Source organism: Streptomyces sp. NBC_00273 (assembly GCF_036178145.1).
Lineage (GTDB): Bacteria > Actinomycetota > Actinomycetes > Streptomycetales > Streptomycetaceae > Streptomyces.
Map to the genome: position 1 here is coordinate 1608871 of NZ_CP108067.1, position 12477 is coordinate 1621347.

General features: G+C 72.6%; 14 protein-coding genes and 2 pseudogenes. 9 read left to right on the forward strand and 7 right to left on the reverse strand.

What is annotated here, in order from left to right:
* Positions 1–9: 9 nt before the first annotated feature.
* Entirely contained in the window at positions 10–693 is a 684-nt protein-coding gene (locus OG386_RS06875) for a DUF4386 domain-containing protein (RefSeq protein ID WP_328787269.1), read from the reverse strand.
* Between the two features lie 138 nt (positions 694–831).
* Between OG386_RS06875 and OG386_RS06880 the strand changes: the two genes are divergently transcribed.
* Positions 832–1530 (forward strand): TetR/AcrR family transcriptional regulator C-terminal domain-containing protein, encoded by a 699-nt coding sequence (locus tag OG386_RS06880; RefSeq protein ID WP_328787270.1) that lies wholly within the window; start codon positions 832–834, stop codon positions 1528–1530.
* Positions 1531–1576: 46 nt separating this feature from the next.
* On the opposite strand, the gene OG386_RS06885 is transcribed toward OG386_RS06880, so the two are convergent.
* Positions 1577–2020: a MarR family winged helix-turn-helix transcriptional regulator gene (locus tag OG386_RS06885; protein ID WP_328787271.1), complete on the reverse strand. Its 444-nt coding sequence runs from the start codon at positions 2018–2020 to the stop codon at positions 1577–1579.
* A 160-nt stretch (positions 2021–2180) separates the two neighbouring features.
* Between OG386_RS06885 and OG386_RS06890 the strand changes: the two genes are divergently transcribed.
* Both OG386_RS06890 and OG386_RS06895 read left to right on the forward strand, forming a co-directional pair.
* On the forward strand, positions 2181–3806 hold the full coding sequence (locus tag OG386_RS06890) for an MFS transporter (protein ID WP_328787272.1): 1626 nt from the start codon (positions 2181–2183) through the stop codon (positions 3804–3806).
* Between the two features lie 166 nt (positions 3807–3972).
* Positions 3973–4185 (forward strand): hypothetical protein, encoded by a 213-nt coding sequence (locus OG386_RS06895; RefSeq protein WP_327381323.1) that lies wholly within the window; start codon positions 3973–3975, stop codon positions 4183–4185.
* A gap of 72 nt (positions 4186–4257) precedes the next feature.
* Here the strand turns inward: OG386_RS06895 and OG386_RS06900 are convergent, their stop codons facing one another.
* Entirely contained in the window at positions 4258–4572 is a 315-nt protein-coding gene (locus OG386_RS06900; RefSeq protein WP_328787273.1) for an NIPSNAP family protein, read from the reverse strand.
* 126 nt (positions 4573–4698) lie between these two features.
* Between OG386_RS06900 and OG386_RS06905 the strand changes: the two genes are divergently transcribed.
* The 4 genes from OG386_RS06905 to OG386_RS06920 all read left to right on the forward strand — a co-directional run bounded on the left by OG386_RS06905 (position 4699) and on the right by OG386_RS06920 (position 8642).
* Positions 4699–5934 carry a TerD family protein gene (locus OG386_RS06905; protein ID WP_328787274.1) on the forward strand — a complete coding sequence of 412 codons (1236 nt, stop codon included), beginning with the start codon at positions 4699–4701 and terminating at the stop codon, positions 5932–5934.
* Positions 5935–6121: 187 nt separating this feature from the next.
* Positions 6122–6529, forward strand: coding sequence for a YciI family protein (locus OG386_RS06910; protein WP_327381326.1), 408 nt, complete (start codon positions 6122–6124; stop codon positions 6527–6529).
* 8 nt (positions 6530–6537) lie between these two features.
* A complete protein-coding gene (locus OG386_RS06915) occupies positions 6538–7686 on the forward strand; it encodes an RNA polymerase sigma factor (RefSeq protein ID WP_328793181.1) in 1149 nt (382 codons plus the stop codon).
* A 191-nt stretch (positions 7687–7877) separates the two neighbouring features.
* Complete coding sequence (locus OG386_RS06920; protein WP_328787275.1) at positions 7878–8642, forward strand: DUF4118 domain-containing protein; 765 nt, start codon at positions 7878–7880, stop codon at positions 8640–8642.
* Positions 8643–8755: 113 nt separating this feature from the next.
* Here the strand turns inward: OG386_RS06920 and OG386_RS06925 are convergent, their stop codons facing one another.
* The 4 genes and pseudogenes from OG386_RS06925 to OG386_RS06935 all read right to left on the reverse strand — a co-directional run bounded on the left by OG386_RS06925 (position 8756) and on the right by OG386_RS06935 (position 11171).
* Positions 8756–9115 (reverse strand): alpha/beta fold hydrolase, encoded by a 360-nt coding sequence (locus OG386_RS06925; RefSeq protein ID WP_328793182.1) that lies wholly within the window; start codon positions 9113–9115, stop codon positions 8756–8758.
* Positions 9116–9152: 37 nt separating this feature from the next.
* A pseudogene (locus OG386_RS46890) lies at positions 9153–9605 on the reverse strand (alpha/beta fold hydrolase); the annotation flags it as partial.
* Entirely contained in the window at positions 9605–10033 is a 429-nt protein-coding gene (locus OG386_RS06930; protein ID WP_328793183.1) for a ribosomal maturation YjgA family protein, read from the reverse strand. The gene OG386_RS06930 and the pseudogene OG386_RS46890, both read right to left, overlap by 1 nt.
* Positions 10034–10097: 64 nt before the next feature.
* Positions 10098–11171, reverse strand: a complete 1074-nt coding sequence (locus tag OG386_RS06935) for an alkene reductase (protein ID WP_328787276.1) — start codon at positions 11169–11171, stop codon at positions 10098–10100.
* Positions 11172–11314: 143 nt separating this feature from the next.
* Here OG386_RS06935 and OG386_RS06940 point away from each other — a divergent pair, with 143 nt between their 5' ends.
* Positions 11315–11848, forward strand: a complete 534-nt coding sequence (locus OG386_RS06940) for a MarR family winged helix-turn-helix transcriptional regulator (RefSeq protein WP_328787277.1) — start codon at positions 11315–11317, stop codon at positions 11846–11848.
* Between the two features lie 245 nt (positions 11849–12093).
* Positions 12094–12471 (forward strand): annotated as a pseudogene (locus OG386_RS06945) (trehalase-like domain-containing protein); the annotation flags it as partial.
* Positions 12472–12477 lie beyond the last annotated feature (6 nt).

Sequence of the window (12477 nt, forward strand, 5' to 3'; positions counted from 1 at the left end):
CGCGGACCGTCACACGGCGTCGGCCCTCGCGTCGAAGCCCTTGCCGAGCAGCCGGACGGCCAGTGTCACCTCCCAGGCGAACACCGGAAGCGCCGCGAGCGACCCCGCCACCGATACCTGCTCGTAGACCCCGAAGAGCACGGCGGTCGCCGACGCGCAGATCATCGCCCCGCCGACCAGCCCCAGGACGGCGATCGGCCGGGGTACGAGCCGCGAGGCGTACATCAGGCCGGCCAGCACCAGGGTGTTGGCCCCGAGGACGAAGTTCGGCCCGAACAGGAACGTCCAGTCGTGGAACGCCACCAGGGCCTGGCCGGCCGTGACCAGGGAAGCCCCGTCCGTGCTCACCGCACCCTCCGCCTGCCTCCTCAGCGTCACCACCGACAGCACGCTGATGATGCCGACGACGATCACGGCCGCCTCCAGCAGGCGCCCGCAGACGTAGCCGAGGGCGGCTCCTTCGTTCCGCCTCCGCAGGACCGGGTACAGCGCGGCCCCCGTGCCCGTGACCGCCAGCGCGAGCACGAACTCGCACAGCGCCCCCAGGAACACCCGGGAATCGGCGCCCGGCCCCAAAACGTAGCCGGTGTCGTGCAGGACGGGGCGGTAGAGCGCGAGGCCGCCGATCGCGGCGACCTCGGTGACGAGGAACAGCACACCCGCGACGATCGCGGTTCTCCTGGTTGAGCCCATGCGGAACAGCCCCTCCCTCATGGGTGTACGGCGTACACCCGACGGTTGGCGCTCACCCTAGGTGTACGCCGTACACTCGTCAAGGCGGTTCGGACGCCGCCCGCACCACCCCGGGAACGGATCGAGGGAGAAGCCCACATGCCCGAGCAGCCGCAGGAACCGCGCCGGACCCCCCTGAGCCGGGACCGGGTGCTGCGCGCCGCCGTCGCCTTCGCCGACGGCGCCGGGATCGAGGCGCTGAGCATGCGCAGGCTGGCCCAGGAGCTGGGCGTCGTACCGATGGCGCTCTACAAGCACGTGGCCAACAAGGAAGAGCTCTTGGACGGCATGGTGGAAGTCGTCGTCTCGGGCATCACGCCCCAAGTCCCCGGATCCGACTGGAAGAGCGCGGTCCGCGGGCGGATCCTCGGGGCGCGCGGCGCCCTCCTCGCGCACACCTGGGCGGCTCAGGTGATCCGGTCGCGCACCAGCCCGACGCCGGCGGTGCTCGCGTACCTCGACTCGGTGATCGGAACGTTCCGTGCCGGCGGCTTCTCGACCGACCTCACCCACCACGCGATGCACGCCCTCGGCAGCCGGGTGCTGGGCTTCACCGAGGAGCTGTTCGACGACCCGGCGGGCACCGCACCGCAGGACGAACGGGCGCAGGCGGCCGCGTACGAGGCGATGGCCCGGCGGTACCCCCACGTCACCGAACTGGCCCGGGCGGTGGCGCACGACCGGCGGTCGGTCGTCGGCCAGGGGTGCGACGACCAGTTCGAGTTCGAGTTCGCGCTGGACCTCCTCCTGGACGGATTCGACCGGCTCCACGGGCGGGGCTGGACGTCCGCACCCTGAGCCGGCCGACGGCCGCCGACACGGCCGGGCCCGGGCCAGGGCCGGGTCAGTTCCTCCGCACCTCCTGGCGGGCGTTCGACATGGCCGACATCCAGGCGAACGCCGCCTCGCACTGCTCCGGCGTCAGTCCCGCCTCCAGTTCGGCCTCGCGCCGCTGGACGGCCGGGAGCGCGTCCTCGTAGCGCGCGTTTCCGAGCTCCGTGAGGCTCAACTGGTGCGTCCTGCGATCGGTGGCGTGAGGGGCTCGGACGATCAGGCCGTCACGTTCCAGCGCCGCGAGCATCTCGTTGGCGGCTTGGCGGGAGCTGCCGACCAAACGGGCCAGCTGGGCCACCGAAATGCCCGGGGACTGGCCCACGATCATCAGGGTCGCGAACTGCGGCACGGTGAGCCCGAACTCCTCCAGCTCCGCCCCGATCGCCGCCCGCATGCTGAGCCAGGCGTGGCGCACCACGAAGCTCAGCACCCGACGGTGACTCTGCTCGCCCATCGGACGACCTCCGGATTCATGATTGACAGGTACTTTACGAGTTTGCCACGATGAGGGAACCGTCAAGTACTTGACGATTCTTGGGCGGCGCGCCACCGTCACGTGCTCCGTGATGCGCGCGCCCGAAACCCAACTCATCCCGATTCGGAGGCAGTCACGCATGTCCTCACCCACGTCATCGGCGCCGTCCACCCCACCACCGGGCCGTCAGCGGCTCATCCTCGGCGTCCTCGTCTTCGCCCAGCTCCTCATCTGGCTCGACGGCACCATCCTGACCACCGCGTTCGAGACGCTCTCCGACCCCGTCCGGGGGTTAGGCGCCACCCCCGGCGAGCTCCAATGGGCCACCGGCGCCTACACGCTGGCCTTCGCCTGCCTGATGTTCACCGGAGGTGCGCTCGGTGACCGGTTCGGCCACCGCAACCTGCTGCTGACGGGCATGGCGCTCTTCGGCGCCGCCTCCGCCCTCGCCGCCTACGCCACCGCGCCCGGCCAACTCATCGCCGCCCGCGCCGTGATGGGCGCCGGCGCCGCGCTGCTCGTTCCGGCCACCATGGCGGTGGTCAGCTGGACGTTCGAGCCCGCGCAGCGCCCGGCCGCCTTCGGCACCCTGTCGTCCTTCGCCGGCGTCGGCCTCGCAGCGGGGCCGATCCTCGCCGGGATGCTGCTCGCGAGGTTCTGGTGGGGGTCGGTGTTCCTCGTCAACGTGCCCGTCGTCGTCCTCGGCCTCGGCTTCATCGCCCGGTACGTGCCCAACTCCCGCAGCCCGCAGGTCCGCCGCCTCGACCCGGCCGGGCTGCTGCTGTCGACCGGCGGCCTGGGCATCCTCGCGTACGGTCTGATCCGCGCCGGCCAGGACGCCTCCTTCGCCCAGCCGCGGGTCTGGGGGTCCGCCCTCGTCGGCATCGCGCTGATCGCCGCGTTCGTCGTCGTCGAGCTGCGGATCGCCCACCCCAGCTTCGACCCCCGGCTGCTGGCGCAGCGCCGCTTCGCCGCCGGGAACCTCACCCTGATGACCGTCTTCCTGGCCATGACGGCCGGCTCCTTCTACCTCGCCTTCTACCTGCAAGGCGTCCGCCAGTACTCGGCATTGGACGCCTCGCTCCTCGCGCTCCCTGGAGCCCTCGGGGTGATCGTCGGCTCTCCGATCGCCGTCCGGCTGGCCCGGCGGACCTCCGTCCGGCTCGTCTCGTCGGTCGCGCTTTCCGTCGCGGCCGCGGCGATGGGCTCCTTCGCCCTGTTCGGGGCGACCACACCCATCGTCTGGTACGCGGCGGTCGTGCTGGTCCAGGGCACCGCGATCGGCATGGTGATCGCTCCCGTGACGGGCGCGGTACTGGGTTCCCTGCCGCTGGAGCGGTCCGGCGCGGGCAGCGCGGTCAACAGCACCCTGCGCCAGACGGGCAGCGTGCTGGGCATCGCGGCCGGCGGCACGATCACCTCGATCGTCTACCGGCGTTCGATCGACGGCTCGCTGACCGGCCTCCCCGATCCGGTGCGGGAACCTGCGCGGGTCTCGGCCGAGCTCGCCCGGCACGTGGCGGCGGCCACGCACGACACCCGGCTCGCCGCGGCCGCCGACACCGCCTTCCTGCACGCCATGCACGTCGGGGCGCTCTGGACGGCCGGGTTCGCGCTGATCGGCGCGGTCGTCCTGGCCGTCGGCTTCCGGCCGGACCGGCCCACGGGGCGAGGGCGAGGGCGAGAGCGGGCGCGGGCGCGGGCGCAGGGAAGGGCCCGGGAGGTGGAGCGGGCGGCGCGCGCGGGGAGTTCCACGCCCTCGTGACGCGCGGCCGCCCGGTCGGCTGCGGTCGACCGTTGCGGCACCGGGCGCGGCATTCGGGTGGCGGACCGCCGTGTCGGGCCGCCCGACCCGGACCGGTTCGCCATCCTGGGCCGGGCACGGCATCGCGACCGCCGCTGCCCTCCCCCACGGCGAGAAGGAGTACGGCATGCCGACGGACGCGGTCGGGCGTTTCCTCGCGGCTCTGGGACCGCAGCAGCAGGAGGCCGTCACCAGCAGAACGCCGCAGGAGCAGGAGCGGCTCGCGGCCGCCTGGGAGCGGGAGCTGGCCTCGGACGACGAGCTCGACACGCTCGACGAACTGTCACCGCCCGCGGCGGAGGCCGAAGCGGCCCGTCGCGTCATGGACCGCGAAGGGTGACCCGACCCCGCGGGCCGGTCCGGTCCGGCGCCTGTCCACCTGCCGCCACGCGCGGGCGCCGGACCGGACGTTTCACTGGCCGGGGGTGTCGAGCGGCCGCAGGAAGCGGCGCTCGTACCGCTTGATGCAGCGGGTTTCGCGCGCCAGGTCGAAGGCGGCCTGGCATTCGGGGTCGGACATGCTGTCTTTGCGGTACTGCTCGTAGGCGGCGAAACCGGGGAAGGAGAAGAGGGCGTAGGCGATGTCGCTGTCGCCCTCGCTGGGCAGGAAGTAGCCGTGGTGGGTGCCTCCGAACCGGTTGACCAGCCGGACCCAACGGCGCCCGTACTCCTCGAATTCCGCGAGCTTGTCGACGTCGATCTCGTACTTCAGATGAATGGTGATCACCGCCCCATCATGCCGGGACCCCGCGACTTCCCCCGGTACGGAAGAAATCGCCGCCTTCGGGGAGGGGAACGCGCCACATCCTCGTACGCTGCGGGAGTGGGAGACCTCGAGCGGAAGGGGGACCGCATGTCCATGCGGAAGGGTGCCAACGTACCGGTGCCGAGCGCCACGGTCCGGGTGGAGTTGGGGTGGCGAGCGGGTCCCGGAGCGCCCGATGTGGACGTGTCGGCCCTGCTGCTCACGGCAGCGGGCAAGGTGCGGTCGGACGACGACTTCGTGTTCTACAACCAACCCGTGCACCCCAGTGGTGCCGTGCGCCACGAGGGACGGCGCCAGGACGGCACGGGCGTGCTCGAAACGATCGGGGTGACGCTGTCCGGGGTGGAGGAGGAGATCGGGACCGTGGTGGTCGCGGCTTCCACCGACGGCACGTTCGGTCAGGTCTCCGGCCTCTTCGTACGCGTGCTGGACGCGCGGAGCGGCGCCGAGACGGCCCGGTTCGACGCCACGGATGCCACGACGGAGACCGCGTTCGTGCTCGGTGAGCTGTACCGGCGGGCCGGCGCGTGGAAGTTCCGGGCGGTGGGCCAGGGGTACGCGTCCGGGCTGGCCGGGCTCGCCACCGATTTCGGGATCACGGTCGACGATCCCGCCCCGGTGCCGGGGCCGGTGCCGGTACAGGTGCAGCGGGCGGTGGATCCCCCGCCCGCGCCCGCCCGTCCGGTACAGCTGTCGAAGATCACCCTGACGAAGGCGGCCCCCGCGGTGTCGCTGACCAAGCAGGGGGCCACCTCAGGGGGCATGCGGGTCAACCTCACGTGGAGCGCCGCCGTGCCGCCGCGCGGCTGGATGCGAAAGGGGCAGGACGCCGTCCGGCTGGAGGACGTCGATCTCGACCTCTCCTGCCTGTGGGAGCTGCGGAACGGAACCAAGGGGATCGTCCACCCCATCGACAACCAGTTCGGCTCGTTCCACCAGCCGCCGTACGTCCAGCTGGACCACGACGACCGGACCGGTGCGAGCGAGGCCGGCGAGAACCTCATGATCAACCTTGATCACTCGGCTGAGATCGAGCGCCTCCTGGTGTTCGTGGTCATCTACGCCGGGGCCACCAGCTTCGCGGGGCTCCAAGGGGTCGCCACGCTCCATCCGCCGGTCGGTCCGCCGATCGAGGTGCGCCTGGACGAATGCACCGTCCCGTCGCCGGTGGCGGCGATCGCACTGATCGAGAACGTGGGCGGGGAGCTGATCGTCCGGCGGGAGGCGAAGTACCTCCTACTGGCCCCCGGAGTCTTCAAGCAGCAGGCGGCGGACATCGAGTACGGCTGGGGCATGAGCTGGCAGTCGGCGAGCAAGGACTGACCCGCCGGACCGGCCTCCTGTGCGGGGGATCGCCTTCACGTTCGCACCCGTTCCGTACGGGCGCCCGCACGGGCTCGTCCACACGTGTCAAAAGAACTTCGGACGGGATGTCGAGAAGACGTGGCCGGCTCCGTCCCAGGGGTGAACGCGACCACAATGGGTCGCACCAGCACCGAGGAGAACCACCATGGCCAAGTACCTCCTGCTCAAGCACTACCGCGGAGCTCCGGCGGCGGTCAACGACGTGCCCATGGACCGGTGGACGCCCGAGGAGATCTCGGCGCACATCCAGTACATGAACGACTTCGCGGCCCGGCTCGAAGGGACCGGCGAGTTCGTCGACGGTCAGGCGCTCGCCCCCGAGGGGACCTTCGTCCGGTACGACGGGGAGGGCCGTCCGCCGGTCACCGACGGCCCGTTCCCGGAGACCAAGGACCTGATCGCCGGCTGGATGGTGATCGACGTCGATAGCTACGAGCGCGCCGTCGAACTGGCCGGAGAGCTGTCGGCGGCCCCCGGGGCGGGCGGGAAGCCGATCCACGAGTGGCTCGAACTGCGTCCGTTCCTGGGCGCGCATCCCACCATCACGGAATGACCCCACCGATGGACGAGGCCCTGCTCAGGAGCCTCACGCCGAGCGTGCTCGGGATCCTCGTCCGCCGCGGAGCCGACTTCGCGGCGGCCGAGGACGCCGTCCAGGAAGCGCTGGTCGAGGCGGTCCGGACCTGGCCCGCCGACCCTCCGCGGGACCCGAAGGGCTGGCTGGTCACCGTGGCCTGGCGCCGGTTCCTCGACGCGACCCGGGCGGACACCGCACGCCGCAGGCGTGAGGACCTCGTGGACGAGGAGCCGCCGCCCGGGCCGGCGCCCGCTGTGGACGACACCCTCCAGTTGTACTTCCTGTGCGCCCACCCGTCGCTGACGCCGTCGTCCGCCGTGGCGCTCACGCTGCGCGCCGTCGGCGGGCTCACCACCCGCCAGATCGCCCAGGCCTACCTGGTGCCCGAGGCGACCATGGCGCAGCGCATCAGCAGGGCCAAGCGCACCGTCTCCGGCGCACGGTTCGAGCGTCCCGGTGACGTCGCCACCGTGCTGCGCGTCCTCTACCTGGTCTTCAACGAGGGCTACTCCGGCGACGTCGACCTCGCTGCCGAGGCCATCCGGCTCACCCGGCAGCTCGCGGCCCGGGTCGACCACCCCGAGGTGGCCGGGCTGCTCGCGCTCATGCTGATCCACCACGCCCGGCGCGCCACCCGGACCGCGCCCGACGGCAGTCTGGTGCCGCTCGCCGAGCAGGACTGCGGCCGGTGGGACACCGGGGCGATCGCCGAGGGCGTGCGGATCCTGCAGGGGGCCCTCGCCCGCGACCGGCTGGGCGAGTTCCAGGCCCAGGCGGCCATCGCGGCGCTCCACGCCGACGCGCCCACCGCCGAGCAGACCGACTGGGTGCAGATCGTGGAGTGGTACGACGAGCTCGTGCTCCTGACCGACAGCCCGGTCGTGCGGCTCAACCGCGCTGTGGCCGTCGGTGAGGCCGACGGGCCGCGCGCCGGACTGGCGGCGCTCGCGGCGCTGGACGACGGGCTGCCGCGCCACAGCGCGGTGGCGGCGTACCTCCACGAGCGTGACGGCGACGTGGTCGCGGCGGCGCGGCTGTACGCCGAGGCGGCCCGCAAGGCGCCCAACCTCGCCGAGCGCGATCACCTGACGCGCCAGGCCGCCCGGCTGAACAGCGCTCACCGGTCCCGCTGACCGGTGCCGCCCGCCCGCACCGTATGGAGTGCGTCAAAGGGCGGCGGAATTCCGGTACCGGGCCGAGGGGCACGGGAAAGGTGCAGGTGGACGGGATCCCGCTCCCCCCGTGGCCCCGACCGGCCCGGGGAGTCCTGGACCGGGTCCGGCCCGCATCGATATCATCATCGTCTCGGGACGGGAGGTTTCCCATGTCCGGGTACCGGCTCCGCCAGCTCCTCACCCTGATCGCGGCCGTCGCGGCCCCCTTCCTCACGGCGCTCGCGCTCGTGCCCTTCCGTACGGACCTCTCCCCGGCGAACGCCGCCCTGATACTCGTCGTCGCGGTGGTCGCGGTCGCGGCCGTCGGCACGCGGGCGGCCGGGGTACTGGCCGCCCTGTCGGCGGCCGTCGGGTTCGACCTCCTCCTGACCCGGCCGTACGGACACTTCGCGATCACCGACGGGGAGGACGTCCGGACGGCGGCCCTCCTCCTGATCGTCGGCCTGATCGTCTCGCAGCTCGCGGTGCGCGTGCGCCGGCTCGAAGGCGCGGTGATCGCCGACGAATCCCACCTGTCCCGGCTGGAGGCGACCAGCCGCCTCGCCGAGGACGGCGCCCCTCCCGAAGCCGTGGTCGAACACGTGCGCAGGGACCTCATCGACCTGCTGGAGCTGCGTGACTGCCGCTTCGTGTACGGGTCGCTCATCGGACGCCTACCGCGACTGGAGCACGACGGCGGGCTGTGGCTCGGCCTCGAGCCGGGCGACGCCGAAGCCACCTACTGGCCGGAGCGGTGGCCGGACGGTGAGACGGAACTGCGCGCCGTGGGCGGCGGGCACTACTACGGGCGCTTCCTCCTCGACCCGTTCCCCGGCCACCCCCTGCCGTCCCGGCAGGCCCGCCTGGTGGCGGTCGCCCTCGCCGCCCAGGCCGGCGCGGCCCTGGACACGTCCGGCCTGGCCCACCCCGGCTGAACGCCCGGCCGCCGCTCAGCGTCAGGACGGCATCACGAGCTCCGCTGCGCCCTACCGGGCCGCCAACACCGCCGGGAACGCACCGCTGACGACCTGCCCGGCCGGAGCCGGGCTCACCACGTCCCGCCGTCGACCAGGGCGGCCAGCCGGTCGGGCGCCTCCTCCACCACGAGGTGTCCGGCCCCCGGCAGTACCCGCAGTTCGACGCCCAGCGTGCGGGTCACTGCCGGGCCGAGCCGCTTCGGCGGGAGGAACACGTCGTGCTCCCCGGTGAAGACCGTGCGGGGCACCGGCCTCGCCGGCAGGTCCGCCATGCCGGGCGCCCCACTGGAGCGGGAGTACCGGGCCACCAGCGTCATCCACTCCACCAGCCGTTCCCGGGGCTCGTGGTCGGGGGCGAGCATGGCCCGCAGCAGCCTGGCGCTGCTCCTGGGAGCGGGCTGCAGGAACCATGCGGCGGAGGCGGCCAGCAGGGCGGGGGGGAAGGCGCAGCCCGGTGAGGCCGCCGGGAGAGACGAGAACGAGGCGTTCGATGTGCCTGGACGCGCTCGACAGGGCGATGGCGGCGCCGAAGGAGTGGCCCATCACCACCACGGAGCCGGGCGAGGTCTTGTCGATCACCTCGTCCAGCCATGCGCCGTACCAGGACAAGCGGCCCCGGCTGAGGTTCCGGTCACCGGAGCTGAGTCCGGGCTGTCCTGGTACGTCCAACAGCGACACCCGGTGGCCGGCGGCGACGAGAGCGGTGGCCAGGGGCAGCGAGGCGGCCGCATTGAAGTTGGTCCCCGGGACGAACACGACCGTGGTGCCGCCGGCACCGGCGGACACGACGTGGGTCTGCGCTCCGCCCGCGCCCACCACGGTCCGTTCGTGCGGCACGTCCCACCCGTCGAGTTGTTCGTGGCACCAGCGCCGGATGAGTTCTCGGCCCGCCGCGCTGCGGTAGATCGTGTTCGACGCCATCAGAACGGCCTCCGATCGGCCGGTTCGGACGGGGCGAGCGCGGTGTGGAGGAGCCAGCCCACCGCCGCGCCGACCACGTACCAGAACAGGTCCGGTGCGTTGAAGGTGGAGCCGAGGACCAGGCGGGCCACGGTGCTGTGCCGGGAGAGCTCCGCGGGTACGGCGGTCAGCTGGAGGAACTCGACGGCCCAACTGGCGGCCAGCGCCGTCCCCGCCGCCCGCAGGGGCGTCAGCCGGGGCGCGATCAGCACGACGAGGGTCAGCAGCAGGACGGTGTAGAGGGCGTCTCCCCCGTACTTCGCCGTGCTCCCCGTCGCGACGGCCCGCAGCCCCAACCCGGCGCCCACGGTCAGTACCGCGGCCCCGGCCGCCACCAGCCGGGCCCGTCGGAGGGCGGGGGCGGCGGCGCCGTCACGGCATCGGGGTATGGGAGTCACGGGGCCATACTGCCGGAGCCCTCCGAACCGACGCGTGCCCGCCCGGGCAACGCGCTCAGACGACCGAGCGGGTCGGGTAGTCCGTGTAGCCCCGTGCGTCGCCCCCGAAGAAGGTGGCGGGGTCAGGGGTGTTGTACGGGCCTTCGGTGCGCAGGCGGTCCGGCAGGTCCGGGTTGGCCAGGAAGAGGGCGCCGAAGGCGAGGAGGTCGGCGACGCCGTCCTCGATCAGCGAGAGGGCGCGGTGGTCGGTGGGGCCCTCGGTCGCCGGGTTCAGCACGAACGGTCCGGCGAACTGCTTGCGCAGGGCGAGGGTGGCTTCCCGTGCCTCGGGGGCGTGTTCCAGGACGTGGAGGTAGGCCAGGCCGAGTCCGTCGATCTCCTTGACCAGGGCCTCGTAGACGGGCTGCGGGTCGGGCTCGGAGATGTCGTTGTACGTGTTGCCGGGCGAGACGCGCAGGGCCGTGCGCTCGGCGCCGATCGCGGCGGCCACCGCCTTGACCACCTCCACGGCGAAGCGGATCCGGTTCTCCACCGGCCCGCCCCACTCGTCGGTGCGCAGGTTCGAGCCGGGGGCCAGGAACTGGTGGATCAGGTATCCGTTGGCCCCGTGCAGCTCCACGCCGTCGAAGCCGGCCTCGACCGCGTTGCGGGCGGCCTGCGCGTAGTCGGCGATGGTCTGCCGCACCTCGGCCCCGGTCAGCTCGTGCGGGGTGACGAAGTCCTTCATGCCGTCGCCGGTGAAGAGCTGCCCCTGGGCAGCCACCGCCGACGGGGCCACGGGGACGAGAGCGTCGGGCAGCAGCGTCGGGTGGCCGATGCGGCCGGAGTGCATCAGCTGGGCGAAGATCCGGCCGCCCGCCGCGTGGACGGAGTCGGTGACCTCGCGCCAGGCCGCGACCTGCTCCGCATCGTGCAGGCCGGGGGTGAAGGGGTAGCCCTGTCCGACGACGGAGGGCTGGATCCCCTCGGTGATGATCAGGCCGGCAGATGCGCGCTGGGTGTAGTACTCGGCGACGAGGCCGGTCGCGATGCCGCCCTGACCTGCACGGCTGCGGGTCATCGGGGCAAGGGCGATCCGGTTCGCGAGGGTGGCGCCGGCTACGTGGACCGGTTCGAATGCGCTGGTCATATCTGCCTCACAAGAATAGTTGGTCGGCCAATGATTGGCTGCGAGATGCAGCGTACCCCATTACTTGGCCGGCCAAGGTAAAATGGGGGCGGACGGTAGGATCCATCCGGAGATCTGCCGGACCGACCAGGAGGAGCACGTCCATGACCGCGGAATCCGTTCAGGAGCCGCGCTCCGCCACGCGCTGCGCAGCGGTGCCGAGCGCGGTGTTGGACGGGCCGGTGAGCCATGCGATCAGCCGGGTCTCCCGGCTCCACCGGATCGCGGCGAGCCGGGTCCTGCGGGACCTGGGGCTGCACCCCGGGCAGGAGTTCCTGATGATGCACCTCTGGGACAGCGGGGCCGTGCGCCAGTCCGAGCTGATCAAAGCGGTCGGCCTCGACCCTTCGACGGTGACCAAGATGCTCCAGCGCCTGGAGCTCTCCGGCCACGTGCGGCGGCGCCCGGACCCCGCGGACCGGCGGGCCTCCCTGGTCGAGGCGACGGATGCCAGTTGCGGACTCCTGGTCGAGGTCCGCAGGGCATGGGGCGAGCTGGAACGCCAGACCCTGGACGGCCTGGACACCGCCGAACGCACCGAACTGGCCCGCCTCCTGGGCAAGGTCGAGGCCACCTTGTGCACGGAGCTCGCCCGCAGCTTCGGTGCGGAGTGCGACGCCACCGACAAGGCAGAGTGATCGACGCGGTTCGTCAGGAACGGACCGGCGGGATGCCGGCGCGCGGCGCCGCCCTGACGGAGCGGCTCTGCGCGCGCTGAGGCCCGTCCCGGCCGAACGCGGCCGCCCCTGCCACCCCCTCCCGGCTCCGGCATGCGCAGGGCCCGGCGCGGGGCACGCTGGAGCGGGGGACCGGCTCGGGAGGCAGCGCAACGTCAGGCCGAGGAGGGCACATGACCGGCTACCCGCCCATCGCCGACCACGGCATGGTGGGCGATCTGCAGACGGCGGCCCTGGTGGCGGCCGACGGCACGATCGACTGGTGGTGCACCCCGCGTTTCGACTCCCCCAGCGTCTTCGCCTCGATCCTGGACCGTGAACGCGGCGGCGACTGCCGGTTCTCCGCGGACCTCCGGGGCGAGAGCGGAGCGACGATCCGGCAGTTGTACCTCTCGGGCACGGCCGTCCTGGTCAACCGGTACCTCGCCCTCGGCGGCGTCGGCGAAGTGGCCGACTTCATGGTTCCCGTCGAGGGCACCGCGCCCACCACCCGGCACCGGCTGGTCCGGGTCGCCCGCGTGGTCCGGGGCAGCCTGCCGTTCACCTTCAGCTGCCGGCCGCGCTTCGACTACGGGCGCGCCCCGCACGCC